Annotated in this window: 7 protein-coding genes and 5 pseudogenes; 3 read left to right on the forward strand and 9 right to left on the reverse strand. The window is 64.4% G+C overall.

The features are described from left to right. Positions 1 to 750: 750 nt before the first annotated feature. Together ACZ6C1_RS36465 and ACZ6C1_RS36470 are read left to right on the forward strand one after the other, a co-directional pair. Complete coding sequence (locus tag ACZ6C1_RS36465; RefSeq protein WP_469247326.1) at positions 751 to 1,344, forward strand: hypothetical protein; 594 nt, start codon at positions 751 to 753, stop codon at positions 1,342 to 1,344. Between the two features lie 214 nt (positions 1,345 to 1,558). Continuing rightward, positions 1,559 to 1,848: pseudogene (locus tag ACZ6C1_RS36470) on the forward strand (peptidylprolyl isomerase); the annotation flags it as partial. A 1,118-nt stretch (positions 1,849 to 2,966) separates the two neighbouring features. Here ACZ6C1_RS36470 and ACZ6C1_RS36475 read toward each other — a convergent pair. From ACZ6C1_RS36475 to ACZ6C1_RS36485, 3 genes and pseudogenes are all read right to left on the reverse strand, one after another. Then, positions 2,967 to 3,311: an integrase core domain-containing protein gene (locus ACZ6C1_RS36475; protein ID WP_469247338.1), complete on the reverse strand. Its 345-nt coding sequence runs from the start codon at positions 3,309 to 3,311 to the stop codon at positions 2,967 to 2,969. Then, a pseudogene (locus ACZ6C1_RS36480) lies at positions 3,221 to 3,538 on the reverse strand (DDE-type integrase/transposase/recombinase); the annotation flags it as partial. The gene ACZ6C1_RS36475 and the pseudogene ACZ6C1_RS36480, both read right to left, overlap by 91 nt. Positions 3,539 to 3,898: 360 nt before the next feature. Continuing rightward, complete coding sequence (locus ACZ6C1_RS36485; protein WP_469247329.1) at positions 3,899 to 4,711, reverse strand: hypothetical protein; 813 nt, start codon at positions 4,709 to 4,711, stop codon at positions 3,899 to 3,901. Between the two features lie 682 nt (positions 4,712 to 5,393). On the opposite strand from ACZ6C1_RS36485, the pseudogene ACZ6C1_RS36490 reads away from it, so the two are divergent. After that, a pseudogene (locus ACZ6C1_RS36490) lies at positions 5,394 to 6,388 on the forward strand (IS256 family transposase); the annotation flags it as partial. A gap of 1,345 nt (positions 6,389 to 7,733) precedes the next feature. On the opposite strand, the gene ACZ6C1_RS36495 reads toward ACZ6C1_RS36490, so the two are convergent. From ACZ6C1_RS36495 to ACZ6C1_RS36520, 6 genes and pseudogenes are all read right to left on the reverse strand, one after another. Beyond that, positions 7,734 to 8,840, reverse strand: coding sequence for a ParB/RepB/Spo0J family partition protein (locus ACZ6C1_RS36495; protein ID WP_469247330.1), 1,107 nt, complete (start codon positions 8,838 to 8,840; stop codon positions 7,734 to 7,736). Next, entirely contained in the window at positions 8,837 to 10,084 is a 1,248-nt protein-coding gene (locus tag ACZ6C1_RS36500; protein WP_469247331.1) for a ParA family protein, read from the reverse strand. The genes ACZ6C1_RS36495 and ACZ6C1_RS36500 overlap by 4 nt, the downstream gene beginning before the upstream one ends. Positions 10,085 to 11,154: 1,070 nt before the next feature. After that, positions 11,155 to 11,496: an IS110 family transposase gene (locus ACZ6C1_RS36505; RefSeq protein ID WP_469247334.1), complete on the reverse strand. Its 342-nt coding sequence runs from the start codon at positions 11,494 to 11,496 to the stop codon at positions 11,155 to 11,157. Between the two features lie 152 nt (positions 11,497 to 11,648). Beyond that, a pseudogene (locus tag ACZ6C1_RS36510) lies at positions 11,649 to 12,517 on the reverse strand (IS110 family transposase). Between the two features lie 1,885 nt (positions 12,518 to 14,402). Beyond that, a pseudogene (locus tag ACZ6C1_RS36515) lies at positions 14,403 to 14,635 on the reverse strand (IS21 family transposase); the annotation flags it as partial. 223 nt (positions 14,636 to 14,858) lie between these two features. Next, a complete protein-coding gene (locus ACZ6C1_RS36520; RefSeq protein WP_469247335.1) occupies positions 14,859 to 15,275 on the reverse strand; it encodes a hypothetical protein in 417 nt (138 codons plus the stop codon). Positions 15,276 to 15,897: the final 622 nt, after the last annotated feature.

The following is a 15,897-nucleotide window of genomic DNA, read 5'->3' on the forward strand; positions in this document are numbered from 1 at the left end:
GGGAGGGCGAGACGTGAAAGAAGGGGGAAGGGTTGGGGAGGGGGGGGGAGACCGACCCCCCCCCCCCCCCCCCCGTCCACCGTGGCTGATGCCGGCTGCTGCGCGTGATCAAGATCAGTGAGGAACTGGGGAGGTCGCGGAGGCGGTCCAGGGTGCGCTCGGCGCCAACCCCAGGAAGGGCGCGTCCCACAACGTGGGACGACGTGGAACAGGAGCTCGCCGACGTCATCGGCGCACGGGACGGGGTAAGCGACGGCGAGGCGATGGCGCTCCTGAAGGGCCGGCTCCAGCACCTGGTGGATCGGGTGCACGCCGCATGACTGGCCGGGGAAACTTCACGGGCGCGATCGGCGGGCCCCGCAAGCGGAAGCTACGGTACGGGCTCGTACGACACCGTGGCTCCCGGGCAGCGAGCCGCGGCGGTGGCCAGGGCTTGGCGCTCGGTGTCGTCCACCGTGAGTTCCCAGCGCAGCTTGGTTGTGCGTGATGTGTATGGTGGTCACCCGATTCACGAAGCGGCCTGCGCCGTCAGAATCGGTGCGAACACCCGGCGGCTAAATCCCCTAAAGCCGAATCGCCGCGCACCCGGCTCGGGCACGTCCCCAGCCGTGAAGGACGAGTTGGCCAAATGCTCCACTCACCAAAGTGCCCGCCAGAACTGCCGCAAGAGGGGCGGGAGTTGTCGGTATGCTCAGCGTTATCAGGCCCATTTCAAGTTCATTTCTGGGTCAGTTCTGTGAGAGGGACGCTGTGACAACACGCCTCACCCTGTACGTTGACGATCCGTCCCCCGAGTGGCTGGCGCTCGCCGCCGCCCAGCCGACCGGAAGCGTCATCGTCGAATCCACCAAGCCGTATCTCACCGCCGAGGCCGCAGCCCGCCTTATCGAGCTCGTCACCCCCGACGCCGCTCAGCTGTTGAAGCTCGCCACCGACGGCGACGGCCGCGCGCTCGGTGCCGACTTCCGCGCCCAGCGCGGCGAGGGCCGGCTCAACGGCGCCACCACTTCCATCAGCCGCATCGTCAGCTCCCTGGTGCGGCAGGGCATCTGGCCGGCCGATGTCGGCAATCCGCTGACCTCCACCACCGCGGGGAAGGAAGGCTGGTCTAAGACCTACGCCTATCACCTGGACGCCCGCGCGCTGCCCGCCTTCCGCGAGGCGTTCGCCTGCACGGAGGCGCCCCGGCGCCACGGCAACCCGCAGGCGGCCGTCGACCGCCTCGCCGAGCTGTACGAGCAGATGGGGCGCCGGCCAGCCGACGCCCGCGAGTTCGCCAAGGAGTTTCTGGAGGCGTATGCCGATGACTTGACCGCATGGTTGAAGGCCCACGACACGCCGTAGCGGCGCCGGGACTCTGCGGCGGCATGGAACATGGCGGCGTCACCATGCCTGCCCCGGCGACGACCACCAGGAGACTCGCGTGTCATCGTACTCACCCTGCGTATCCGCTTCCGCTGGCGCGTGGAGGGGGCTGCGGATCCTGCTTCGGCCGAACCGCCGGTCGTGGAGAGGCCATGGGCTCGGCTGCATCGTCTTCCGTTTGTTCGACGACGTCGTGCCGAAGACCGCCCCCAACTTCCGTGAGCTTGCGACCGGCCAGAACGGCTTCGGCTACAAGGGCTCGCCCTTCCAGCGGGTCATCCAGGAGATCGTGCTGCAGGGTGGTGACTTCACCAACGGCAACGGCACTGGCGGCAGAGCATCTACAGCAGGAAGCTCGGCGACGAGAGCGTCCGGCTCAAGCACGACCGTCCGTTCCTGCTGAGCATGGCCAACTCGGGTCCGGGTACCAACGGCTCGCACGACCATCAAGGCCCCGTGGCTGGACGGCAGTACGTCGTCTTGGGCGAGGTCGTCGAGGGTGAGGACGTCGTCAGGACGATTGAAGCCCTCGGCAGCCGTTCCGGCGCCACCACCAAGAAAGATCGTCATCGAGGAGTGTGGCGTTGTCGTCTGGCCGTCGTCGAGTCCTTACCGGGACTCTTCGGCTCGCACTCCCACCCCCGTAACACGACGGCCCTGTCCGTCACCAGAGACGGACGAGGGCTGGGGGAAACTCAGGGGGCAGGGCGGCTACTTGTTGAGCTCCTCGCCCGACCGCTCGTACAGAACCGTCATCTGGTCGCGGGCTATCTTCTCGATGGTGATCTCCGCCACATGCAGTCCGTCCTCCCACGGCACTTGATCGGCGGCTTCGGCACCGGGCCAGCCGTGACCGGGTTCTCCAGCCCCGTGCCCAGCGCACCCAACCGACTGCACCTACGCACGTTGGGCGGCCAGCGCTCTTCCGTCGCTCGGGGCAGCAGGCGTGGAGGGCTCGGCCCCGGCTCCCGCTACATGCGGAGGATGCTTCATTACGCCGTAATGAAGCGGCCGCGTCTTCATCTCCTCATCGTGTGACGAGCCGTGGGCGCCATCGTCTGCGGATGCGGACGGACCTGGTGTGCGCTTCCGTGCGGCCTTGGTCGCCGCCTTCTTCCGCGCCTCCTCCTTAAGCCGCTGCCAGAATCCGCTCCTGCTCCTCCGGCTTCATCCTTCCGACCCGCCGCGGCAGACGACAGACTCGTCGCCGTCCTCGAGCCGCTTCTGCAAGGCCGGTGTCACTAGGCGGTGTGGGATGAGCAGGCCGGGACATCGTCAACGTACCAGCAACACGGTTGGCTACGGCGCGGTCACTGGCCACCGATGCCTTGCACGTAGACCAAGTCGCACTTTTCCACACGAACCCGCTCAGGTCACTTCGGAGGACCAGTCCCTCATACTTCGGTTGTTATGGCGCGGCATGAGGAACTGGTCAATGAGCGGGCCCGCACTGCCAACCGCCTCCATGCTGTCCTGTGCACCCTGCGCTCGGTGGAGTTCACACGGTCACTGATGAGAGGTCAGTCATTTCCCGCCATGCTCTGAGCCCCACCATGCCGCGCTGCTGGCAGACTGACTCATCCAGCTCACTGCCAATGGCTTCAGTCCCGTGGCAACCCCGCCCACGAGCCGGTACCCCTCCCCCACGCGCCGATCCAAAACTGAGCTTGTTTCGCTTTAACGGACACCTTTGGTGTGGTGGTCACGCCGCGGGGGAGGTCGTATTCGGCGGGGCGGCGGTAGCCGAGGCTGCTGTGGAGCCTGCGCAAGGTGTACCAGCTGTCGATCCACTCGAATATCGCTGTGTGGGCAGCGGCCCGGCTGGGCCAGGGGTGTGGGTCACCGAGCTCGTTCTTCAGGGTGGAGAAGAATGATCCTGCGAGGGCGTTGTCCCAGCACTGGCCGGTGCGTCCGGCCGACAGTCTGATACTGAACCTTGCTGCCAGGGCGGCGAGTTCACTGCTGGTGTACTGCCCAGGCTCAACCGGTCGTTGCAACACCACTGCCCTGTTGGATCAACAGTAGCTGCTCGCTGAAGGCTTCGGATGGCGTCGGCGACGACTTTGGTTCGCTGGTGGCCGGCGGTGGCCCAGCCGGCGACACGGCGGGAGGCGATGTCGATGACGGTGGCCAGGTAGAGCCAGCCCTCGTCGGTGGCGATGTAGGTGATGTCCCTGTGCGCTTCGAGCCAACCTCTCAGGTCTCTCGGCCTACGACGCCAAGGACGGTCCCAAGCGCCTCCACGTCCGCGTGTGGGAGTATGAAGCCTGCGGGGCCGTCCTCGACCCGGACATCACCGCGGCGGTCAACGTCGCCAAGGCCGCCGGTCGGGCGGTATCAGCCTGTCGAGCGCAGGTAAGACGGAACCTCCGGCCCTGGCACAGCGCGAAGAAGGCAGAACCCACCGAGCCGGTCAGCCGACCGTGGCAGGAATCCCCCACCGCTAGGCGGGTGAAGGGAAGTCAATCAGCTGACGTGCAAGTAGCCGAGGTTGGGGCCGAACCGATGGGAACTGGTGGTCCGCGTCGTGCGACTACGTGATCTGCGGGCGGGCCCGGTAAGTAAATTCGGTAGCAAGCGCTAGTGCGTGGCGTGCCTCTTCACTGCAGACGGGCTGGTGGCCGCGTTCCTTTGCGAGCTGGTGGATCTCACGGACAAACTGCTCGATGAAGGTGGTGAAGTTTGCCCGTTCAAGGGCCGTTTCTCGATGGTCAATGGTGTCGATGATCTCACTGAGCCAGTATTCCGCCATGTCCTCTACTCGGAAGTCACGCTGATGCTTGACCAGCATGCGGCCGATCTTGAGAGCTAGAGGAAAGCGCTGCTCTTGCGACCTAACACGCGTTCTTTCGGCCCGCTCCTCTGCCAGCTTCCGTTGCTCGTACTGGCGCGCGACTTCTGGTGAGCGCCGCTCGTAAGGCTGCCGAACTTGCTCGGCTTTCAGTCTTTGGGCCTTCTGATAGGCACCCTGCTTTGATTTCACACCGAGCGCTTCGTTGAAGTGATGCCAGGCAACCCCAGCGGCTCGTCCGTGCTCAATGGCTTTGAGCTGCCCCGCGTCAGCCTGCTCGCGCAGGTACTGCCACAGCTTGACACGGAGCAGAGCTGCCTCCCCTGCCACGTTTCCCTTGGCGTCCACGGGCTGTTTCAGCTGAGTAGCCATGCGTGAGGTGTGCTGCAGGACCAGGTAAAGCTCTTCTGGGGAGGGAAACCTCTCGAGTTCTGGATCGTCCCCTAGTTCGTGCAGCTGGCGGAGGCGTTCGGCAATGGCCCAGGTGTCAACAGCGCCAAGCCGCACGGCTGGGCGCTTTGCACGTGTTGGTTGGTTCTTCTTTCGCGTGCTCACGGTCTCACCTTCAGTAGGTTCCCAAATTGGGAACCCCATGGTTTCACTCTTGGCGGGCTCCAGGTAGTCAGCTCCTCAAGCCGCGCAAGAGGCACTTGTATCAGATCCCTCCGGGTCGCAAACATGCAGGTCAGCGGTCCGATTCCGCGACTTTCCCCTGCTTCACTTCGGACCCCACATGTGGGCTGCTGCCTCCGAGCAATCCGGGTTCACATATTTGGTTGCCCCTGCGGGCCAGCTGTTCCTGTGACTCTGCCAGCGGGCGGAGCCGGGGGCTTCTTGACGGCAACGGCTAGCAGGTCGAGGGCAGGCCCGGTTTTGTTTCATAGGTCAAGGCATGGGTCGGCGTACTCGATGAACGTGCAGCTGACGGGCTTGAACGTGGCGGTTTCCCGGCCGTTGGGTGTTCGACTGGGCAGGTCGTAAGACGGTGCCACCAAGTTGACGCGGCGAGCGTCTCCATGCGCTTGATGGTGTCCCGCGGTGTGGTGTAGCTGATCTTGGCTGGGAAGTGCGCCGTCGTCGTGCTCCCGCGTGCATCGGATGCTGGTGAATGCTCTCTGAGAACGGGGCAGGCCACCGTGCAACTGTCTTTGGTGAACGGCCAGTTCAGTCCAAGGAGGTGCCCGGTGGCCTTGTCCCAGCATGACCTACTTCGCTTGCTTGAGTCTGCGCCGGCACCCGCACCACTCATCGCAACGGGAACCGTGAGAAGACGGTCACCACGCAGGGCGGAGACCCGGAACTCGCGATCCCGAAGCTACGGGCCGGGAGCTTCTTCCCCAGCATGCTGGAACGCCGACGCCGCATCGACCAGGCCCTCTACGCCGTGATCATGGAGGCTTACGTCCACAAAGTCTCCACCCGCTCCGTTGACGACCTGGTCAAAGCCCTCGGCTCGGACACCGGCATATCGAAGAGTGAGGTGTCGAGGATCTGCGCCGGCCCCGACGAACAACTCGACACCTTCCGGACCCGGCCCCTCGATCACATCTGGTTCCCCCCTGTCTCTTCCTCGACGCCACCTACGTCAAGGCCCGCCTCAAGCACCAGATCGTGTCCCAGGCCGTCGTCATCGCGACCAGTGTCACCGAGGACGGCGGCCGCGAAGTCGTCGGTGTCATGGGCGGGGACAGCGAGACCGAGGCCTTCTGGACCCAGTTCCTGCGCTCGCTGCGGGCGCGCGGTCTGAGCGGCGTCCGCCTCGTCATCTCCGACAGCCACAGCGGCCTGGTCAGGGCCATCCCCAAAGTCATGATCGGGGCAGCCTGGCAGCGCTGTGGTGTTCACTTCGTGCGCAATGTCTTCTCCGTGATCCCAAAAGTCTCCGCGGAGATGGTCGCCGCCACGATCCGCACCGTCTTCGCCCAGCCCACCGCAGACGCGGTCCGCACCCAGCTCGACACCGCCGCCGACATGCTCGGCCGACAGTTCCCCAAGGTCACAGACATGCTCCTCGATGCCAAGGAAGACCTGACCGCATTCGCGGACTTCACACATCAGCACTGGAAGAAGATCCAGTCGACTAACCCGCTCGAGCGCCTGAACCGGGAGATCAAACGACGCCCCGACGTCGTCCATGTCTCCCCGAACACCGACGCGGTGAACCGCCTGGCCACCGCCGCCCTCACCGAGCTCCACGACGAGCGCATCGCGTTCCCCCGCCGCTACCTCTCCATGCGAAAGCATGGACAGCCTCTATCCGGACAACACCAACTGCCTGCCGGCACCGCCCAATGATCAGCTACACCACCACAGGGGACATGACCCGTCGTGCTGGCCTGTTCGCTGGGATACCGCACCCGCAGCTACATCGAAAGGCGCGTCTCCGAAGGAAAGACCTGACGCGAAGCACTCAGCTGTCTCAAACGCTGCGTTCGCATGAGATCCCCGGCTCATCACTCTCGCCAGTGCAGTCCCCCACCCACCTTCTGGCAGCTTGGCCTCCATAGGGGCTGCAAGGCTCGAAAGCTACCTCGCCGGACTTCATCGCCACGCAGCAACCAATGCCTTGGCGCGCCTGCCTGATAAGGCAATCTGCATGCTTCGGTCGCTTCAGTCGCTTGGGTCTCTGACGGGGGCGGCCCACCTGGTCTGGATTGCTTTAAAGGGGCGTCGCTCCCCATCGGTCGGTGACCATCGAGCTGCAGCGCTCGCTGACGAGGCTTGTCGCCGAAAGTCGCACGGCATCTCTCGTTTCAGGCAGGGCTCCGCTCGCCACGAATGTCCGCGGCTTCACGCCTCCATCTCTCTGAGGATCTCGTCGGCGGAACAGGGCCCCCTGACCACCAGTGCCTCTGTGAGGCGCACCACATGCAACGGACACTCCCCTGGCAGCCGCAGCCGAACAGCAAGCAGGGCTATACAGGCATCCAGATGGCTTGGGTCGTGAGGCATCTATCACGGCGTGATACGCCAGGCGCGGTCTAGGACGATCCCCCTCTGCACCGTGGGGCAGCTTCCTCAATGTCACAAGTCCCATCTTCTGCAGGACGAGGTCTGCGACTTGCTCTCCGTCGTGCCAGGGCATCTTGACGACAGGTCTCACAGGCGGCTTGTCCGCGTTGCTGGCGATTGGCGGAGGAGCAGCCGAGCGCGGCGCTGGCAGCTCGTCGCTTCGCTGTTCCACTCCCCCGTCCGGGGTGTCACGCGATGGTAGCTCCGAGACGCCGGGATCATTATCACGGCGTGATAGCTGCTCTGGAGCCCCTTGTTCATCAGCACTGCGTGACAGCTGCTTCTCCTGTGGCGCATTATCACGGCGTGATAGGTCATTTGCGGCTGAGCGCTTTCGACTACTGGCGGCAGCAGCTCGGGCGTCGGCCTCCTGCCTCTGCTCGGCAGCGGAGAGCCTGGACAGGTTCCGCACACGCTCAACCTTGCCGAACCTGCGGTAGGTAGGTAGAGCGGGTCTGGCCTATCACGGCGTGATAGGCCAGACCCGCTAGCGCCACTGGCACTCGGACACCGGGTACTGCCAGGCCCCTGGCACAGGGTCCGGCTGGCATCGGGTGTGGAGCTGTCAGGGAGTGGCTGCCTGTGTGTGTGCTGCTGCGTTCCGAGCAATCATGAGCCGGCGGAGGAGCTTGTCTTGCTCCTCGGGCTTCATCTTCTGCAGGACGAGGTCTGCGACTTGCTCTCCGTCGTGCCAGGGCATCTTGACGACAGGTCTCACAGGCGGCTTGTCCGCGTTGCTGGCGATTGGCGGAGGAGCAGCCGAGCGCGGCGCTGGCAGCTCGTCGCTTCGCTGTTCCACTCCCCCGTCCGGGGTGTCACGCGATGGTAGCTCCGAGACGCCGGGATCATTATCACGGCGTGATAGCTGCTCTGGAGCCCCTTGTTCATCAGCACTGCGTGACAGCTGCTTCTCCTGTGGCGCATTATCACGGCGTGATAGGTCATTTGCGGCTGAGCGCTTTCGACTACTGGCGGCAGCAGCTCGGGCGTCGGCCTCCTGCCTCTGCTCGGCAGCGGAGAGCCTGGACAGGTTCCGCACATGCTCAACCTTGCGGCGCCCGCTGATAAGGTCCGCCTGCAACTGGGGGTCTAGCTCAAGGATGGACAGTTTCGACGAGATCGTGGACTGGGGGATGCCTAGCCTCTTGGCTGCCTTGGTCTGCGAGCCGTAGAAATCGACCAGCTTACGGAGCGCGCTGGCTTCCTCGAGGGGGTTCATGTCGTCACGATGAACGTTGGCGACGAATGCCGCTTCGAGCAGTGACTCGTCAGTGGAGACGAAGGCGTTGTCAACGCTTACTCGGATGGTCTGCATGCCAGCAAGGCGTGCGGCTTCGAGTCGGCGGTGGCCGTCAACAACGATGAACTTGGCGCCTTCGTCGATCTCAGAAGCTCGTTCCGGTCGTTCCCGTAGGTAGGCTTCCAGGGATGCGACGGTGATCGCGTTGACGAGCCCGATCTCTCGGATACTCTCAGCCAAACCATCAACATCGCGCAGCTCGTCGCGGGGGTTATCTGGATTCTGGCTGATGACACCAACGGGCAGCTCAGTTGGGTCAGGGACACCAACCGTGGGAGCAGCTGTTACTGCGCCGATCGCGGCCCGACGGGCACTGACAGGGCGGGCCTGCCCAAAAGACGCGCCCATCCCGAGGTCTTTCGCTTTAGTCACTTGCTGATCTCCCGAGCCAGGGCGCGGAGGGCGACGGATTGCTCACACCGGGGGGAGTAGGCAAGCAGCGGACGCTTCACTCGTACGGCCTCCTTCTGTTCCTTGAGGTCACCGATTACGCCCACCACCCGGGGGTCCTTTATGTCCATCCAGGACTGGAGCGAAGAGGTAGCGATGTAGCCGCGGCGTGCGTCGTAGTGGTTGACCACGATCCCGAGGTAGTCCAGGTCAAGCCCTAGGTCATTACGCATGTCTTCGATCTGTGAAGTCAGGAGATCATATGCGTCGGCACTGCTGTCTTCGGCTTGGACGACGATGAGAACGCCTGAGTTTCCTGGAGTTTCGTCAGGTCGGCGGCGTCCGTAGTAGGCAGCCGCGTCCATGCTCAGCCCAAGGCTGGGCGGGCAGTCGACGAGCACAACGTCGTAGTCGCCTTCCACCGGCGCGAGAGCGCGCTCAAGGGCGGCTTCGCGAGCCCGGACGGAAGCAAGGCGCACGTCGAGCAGGAAGGCGTCAGTGCACGCGGGGAGTAGGTGCAGACGGTTGTCGAAGCGGTCGATACTGACGATGACATCCCGCAGGTGTCCTTTAGCTTCGCCGGCCATGTGGTTGGTCAGGGAGTCACCTCCCATAGGCAGGGGGGCGTGACCTAGCTGCTTGGTGAGGTGGCCTTGTGGATCGAAATCGACGAGTAGCACCCGTTGTCCGAGCCCGGGAAGGTCTTCAAAGGTCAGGGGATCGGCGTGTGTCCCGTCGCTGTCCTCCTCAAGCAGGGCTGCGAAGTGCTTGGACACCCGGACGGGCATCAGGGAAGCCGGGTCCTCGGCTAGTGCCTCTCCCGTGCCTGCCGTGATCGCCGTCTTGCCAACCCCGCCTTTCTGGTTGCAGACGATGACACGGCGAGTGATGGTTGGCCGCTTGACGTGCGGGGCTGGGTTGTTGTCGAGCCACAGTTGTACTGACTGCGCCAGACCCTGAATCAGGGATACTCCCCGGTCTTTGCAGTCAGAGCGGAAGCCCGCCCACTGGTCCGGCGGAAGGACCGTTGCGAAGGACTCGGCACCCGAGGTGTCGATGGGGGACAGGTTGGAGCCGAGAGCTCGCCAGGCCGTGATGCCGCTGTCCACCGCGTCCTGGATGTCCACGGCGAGCTGAGCCGCACGGATCTTCAGTGCTTGCCGGAGCCAACCAGGGAGCTTCGAAACGACCTTCTCCCGATCGTCCGTGATGTTTGGGGAAGTCATGACAGTCACTGTACTAACGCTGGAGCCTCTTTCAACTCTCACGGCGTTAGATAGCTGACTGCTTCACCCGTTCTGCCTATCACGCCGTGATAATTGGCCCGCTCGGGCACCGGCAGCCAGCACGTACTACGGCTGGAGGGAAGCCCACCCGTCAACGACGTCCGCATGGGGCTGATCAACACTGGCCGAGTGAACCTCACAGCTATGCTCTTGACCACTTGTTGGAGGAGGTCGCGGGTCGCACGAGCTCTTCCCGGCTGACTATCCGACTACAAGGCATGAGGCGAAGCTCAGACACCTTGATCAGTTCTCCGGCCGAAGCCTCTGACGACCCTCAAGCCGCTCGTCGTAGTCGAATGCGAACTCGCTGACCACTCGATCAGCTCGGTTTCCAAGACACCTCCCGGAGCTACAGAGTCAAGCTGCGGCGGCGACCGGAACGGGGAAGGCCGCCTGTTCATCGAACTGCACGTTGCCCTGCAGGCATCGGTGGAGCTGGCCAGGCATCCGGTTGGAGAGGTTGTGCAGACGGCAGGGCAGTCTCCGTGGAGTCGTGGCGGCGCCGGTAGTGGGTCTCTCCCCGTGATCCGTTAAAAGCTGAGGAAGCTCCACAGACAGTTGGCGTGGCTGAGACGGTCGTGCTACCGCCGGATGAGGCTCGGCTTCCTGCCGGAAGCCCTGTGATCGGCGGCGATCCAGCGTGCCTTCAGACCACGGACGTCAGTGAACCGGCTTCGGTCGTCGCCGATCTCGGCAGTCCCCCGGGCACAGAGCTGGACGCTGAGACCGAAGAGGCTGAGGATGACTTCAGCGTCCGGGTGCTGAGGGGAGACCTCTGCGGCCGCCTTCGCAGGCAGCTTCCCGGCTGCACAGGAGGGCGAGCATCTGCCTGCAGAGCGCGTCCTCAACGACAGGCCGCTGGTGGGCTCGGAGCGGGATACCTCGTGGACCCGGTCCGCCTCGATACCGTGCTTGCGGCCAGCGTTCTTGAGTGGGCCTGATCTGAGGCGGCTAAGCCTCGCCGGCCTGGAGGACGTGGGGGCGAGCCTATGAACTTCACGTGCCTAGCGCTAGGGACGGCAGAGGCCATTCTGCCAGGCCGCGAAGGTGCCCAGGGCGGACAGGTAGTACTCGTGCAGCAGGAACCGGAGCATCTGGGAGGTTTGCTGGCAGCTCCAGTTGGCGTCCAGCTGAGCTCTGACCAGGACAGCGATGGCATGGACCAGGTCACTGTCCTGCGGCAGCGGCCGGTGGGCGTGCATGTCGGTGCGCTGGATGTTCGCCAGGACCAGGGCATCTCCCGGGGTCTGACCCCTTGCGGGAGACCGGGCGGCGGTCACGGTAGCCGGGGTGTCTCTATGTCTTTCGTCCAGGACGTAGTGCAGGGGTATGCGGGTGTGTGATGTGGTCATGCGGCGAGGGTGACGGTGGGGGTTCTGGACTCGTAGAAGGTGCCGTCCCGGAGCATGGCGAACAGGGCGCTAATGCGTTGGCGGGCAAGCCGAGGGTGCCGGTTCCGGCACGACGACGGTCTGTTCGTCGAGGGTGTCGAAAATCTCGCCGATCAGTCGGCCGGCCATGCGCGGGCGGCCTTGGGAGGAATGAGTCGACGAGTCTGCGGCGGTCGGCCTTGCGCAGTGCGGCCGGGGATCCGTGGAGTCGAGGCACCAGGTGACAGCCGGGGGTGGTCCAGCCGCGGGGCGAGCACGCGAGCGATGCCGGGGCGGAACTGAGTGAGCAGGCCGCGTACCCGGTTGGAGGTGCGGGTGGCTTCTGCGGCGAGGTCCTGGCCGAAGCCGGTCAGGACGGTGAGCTCGGCGGTGATCTCGTCGGTCAGCTCCAGCGAACGCAGGGTATAAGGCATGGTGCGGGCAGCGTCCGCGATGACCGCGGCGTCTTTCGCATCGGCCTTCGCCGTGCCTGGGTAGAGGTCGGCAATTCGTCGCATCGCAAGTCCGGGCGGTAAGCGACCTCGCAGCCCGCGTCGCGGGCCACGGTCAGGGGCAGAGCACTGATGGACACGGGCTGGTCCACGGTCACCAGGACCGTGCCGAACTTGGCCTTGAGCCTGCCGAAGACGGCCCCGCAGTTTCGGTTCGCTGTTGGGCATCGGCTTGTCGAAGACCTTCTTCCGGCCGGCGTGAGCCCGTAGCCGTGGTGAGCGGTCTTGCCGACGTCCATCCCGAGGAAGACGCCCACGCCTTTGGTGTCTAACATTGCACCCTTTCCAGGTGGCTGACCGTGCTGTCCTCGGCGGTGACACCGTGCTCGTGCATCCACGTTATGCAGACCTGCCGCCCGCGAACTGCCCGCATTGCGCCGGACCGGGCGGTGGCCGCCGGGTCTCTCATCAGCGTCTCCGACGGCACCCCTCAGGCCCGGCGACCCCACCCCGGACAGGTCATCCGTTCGAAAAGAAGGAGACTCAGTCATACCAGGCTTGGAGGCCAGCGGCCCCCGTTACAGGACCGCGATAAGCATGACTCGATATAGCAGCCTTGGGAAAGACATAGGGTTGTTGGTGCAGACATGACGCTTGCCGGGCCGCAACACGGTAACCGCAGGCTCGCGGGGGAGGAACCAACGGGATCGGGGCGAGTTGCGTGTCACCGTACTCGGCGAGCAGGTCTAGAAGCAGCTGGTAGGCAGCAGCGTCGTCGGTGATCCGGTGCTTGGCAGGCAGCTCACCGATGTCGTCGGCCGGAGCGATGTCATGGCGGCGTCCGGCTCAGTCGATTCCGCAGTAAGATCATGTTGTTCCCTCCCATGGGCGCCTGTCCTTGGGCTGGTCACGCGCGCACATGGGAGGGGCACGCAGCCTGATACCAGTCCAGCCGCCCGGGAATGGTCCGACACCTCGTCAGCCGTGTTCGTGTCACGAGCTCATGTCACGGGCCTCGGGCGCTCGGGAGCTGGAACCGGCTCGGGTTATCAAGAGAGGGCACCGTGCGGAGGGCTCGCATCACCAAGAGGCATGTCCTGCTGCCGGGTCCTGAGCCGCTCGACGCCATGTGACCGCCAGCGCCGCAAGCGCTGGGGCAGTGCACCGGACTATCCGGAGGCTTTCATCAGCCGAAGTGACAGCAGATGTCACGGTCCACGGGCTCGAACGGACCCAGCGAAAGCACCTGGAGGGTGCTCGATCCATTAGCCACGAGTTTGGGTCTTGACCTCGACGCCCGGGAGCGGTGTCAGGATCGGGGCGTATGCAGTGGGAGCCAGCTGCCTTCGTGCCTCTTTCGTGTGGTATACCAGCTGCCACACCAGCAGTCGATCCCCCAGGCGGCGGCACACGCACCTCATGGCTGGGAAGTCTGTGGCTGAGTGCCCGAAATGGAGGGACACGGCATTGGTCTGCTGAGCAGTTAACGCCTTCGGTTTGTGGCCCGAGCTGATGTCAGACGCTGAGGGTGCCAGCCAGTGCTCGCAAGCGGGGCTTGACGACTGCATGCGCTCTGCTGCCCGTGGCGCGGGATTCCAGCAGCGGCGTTGATCGGCTCGATGATCGTGCGCCTATCACGCCGTGATGGCAGGGAGGTCCGCGTTGACGCTAGCAGGTCGGCGCGCCACTACGGTGTTCGGGCGGGAAAGGCCAAGAAGGCTGCGTTCTCGGTGAAGGCTCGCATGTCTGGCACGACGCAGGCAGCCATCGAGTGGCTCGTCCAAGAGAATCCGTACACCGAGACGGCGTGGGGGAGTGGTCTTGGAGCCGAGCAGGCGGGATCTTCGCCTCCAGGATTGCCAGACCTGTGCTCCGCAGCAGCTGTGAGGGGGAGGAGAGTGATTGAGAGCTGCGGTCACATGGACCGCCGCGATGATGTCCCGATCCTGGGCGGCCCCGCACGCCCAGCAGGGCCGGACGTGGTGGTGCCTTGACGCTGGACGCGGAACAAAGTTGTGAGGTCGGCTCGAGTCGGACGATCTTCCCGAAGGCGTGCGGCTCGTATTCCGGCGGCGTCGTGCATGGTTTGGTCCTCGTGCGGGCGGGCCAGATCCACGGCCGCTTGATTTTCACAGAGCAGCCCAATGTTGGCAGGTGGTGTGCCTCACCCGCGTCGGCGATGCGTCGCATCGCGTCGCTTCCCCGCGCACCGACGGAGAGCAGGCGGAGTGCCCGGGCCCAGGGTGAAAGCGACGACAGTTGCCGGTCTCCGGTAGGCCGTGTGGGGCTACCCGGCCTCGTAGTCGCCGGTGAAGGTGCGCAACGCGTCGTGAAACAAGAAAGTACTGAGCCAGTCACCAAGAGCCGTCTCACGTCGGGGGCTCTCTCTGGCACGAGGGCCGACGGTATCCCGACCCCAGTCCGCAGGCCACGGCCAGGAGTCGGCAATAGATCGCACTGGGCGACCTCGCCGGGCTCGTAAGTCACCCGGCCGACCGGATCGATGCCCACCTACTCCGGCCGGACCCGGCCCAGCCGCTTCTTAAGCGGTGTCACCGAGTAGGGCCAGCCGATCCGCGCTTAGCGATCACCGGCGCTGGCATCCGGGGCCACTCGCCCAGCAAGACTCGGATCTGCGGCTCGAACCCGTCGGCGACCGACCCGCGCGTCAGCACCCTCCAAGGATCAGGAGGGGTCAATTTTCAGGAGTCGCTCAGGGGTCGGCTTTCACGAGTCGACAGCAGGACCTGGCGGTCGCGGCCCATTTCCACAGAAGGCTTGACCAGTACGTGCTTCTGGTGCCAGCAAAGCTGGTGGAGTGGTACGTGCCAGGACGGTCATTGAACGACGGCACTGAGACGGAAAGCTCCGTTCCCGAGTTGTCCGGGGATCTCAATGATTGGCTGCCTCGACGGCACCGCAGAAGATCCTCACAAGATGGGGAGGCATCGCGTAGCCGATCACCTTGCCGAAGGCACGACCCTGAGCGTTGATGGGGGCCTCCATGTCTGAAGGCCACCATCCTTCACGAGCGCCACGGTCAAGGGCCCGCTTGAGAGCGGCGCTGTGCCCCCGGAGGTTTCCGTTGCCTTCGTCTCTGAGGGTGTCTGCTGACACGTAGCCATCGCGGCGTGCCGCTTCACGCACGATGCGCTGGGCTCGTGGCGGAAGCGAAAAATAGTAGCGGCCGGCCAGTTCCGCTGTCCAGCCTTCAGAGGTCTCTACATGAGGAGCGTGCTTCGCAAGGAGTTCGAGCAGTCGCTCCCGGAAGTCGTCAGTGGGTTCCTCAACAGTGACGGTGATTTTCATGGTGCCTCCCGTTGCAACAAACGAGATTTAAGGTCTGATTACCGTGAGTCAGTGTACAAGGGGGCTTGTCCAGGACGCAGCTGAGTAGGTGAAGAAGCCAACGTCCAAGAAGGCCGCATAGAGCAACTGTGATGGGTTTCGAGCCGCCGAGGTCCTCGGTGCAGAGTGTGGTGGGCATTACAGGCGTGAGAGTCTTCATCGCTGGTCTGTCGGCAACGCCTTGCGGAGGAGGGGCGTCAGACAGGACTGCCCTGAAATGCTGCTACTGCCTCAGGGGGCTCAGAGGCTTCTATGCGGGGAGGCCTTTGCACCCGTTGGATCCCCGATGTGCTAGTCCACCGGCCTGCGCTGGAGCCAGGCCGGCCTTGTTCCTTTCTGGAAGGAAGGAGCGGATAACGGGCTTGTATGGAAGACGGGCCCCTGGTTCGACAGCGCTCTGAGTTACGTCCTTGTGAGCTTGTTCCGCTTTGGCGGACACCTTCGGTGTGGTGGTCAGGCCGCCAGGGCAGTCTCGTATTCGGCGGGATTGCGGTAGCCGAGGCTGCTGTGGAGCCGGTGCAAGTTGTACCAGCTCTCGATCCACTCGAATATCGCGGTGTGGGCGGCGGCCCGGGTGGGCCAG

Source organism: Streptomyces sp. NPDC041796 (assembly GCF_055590785.1).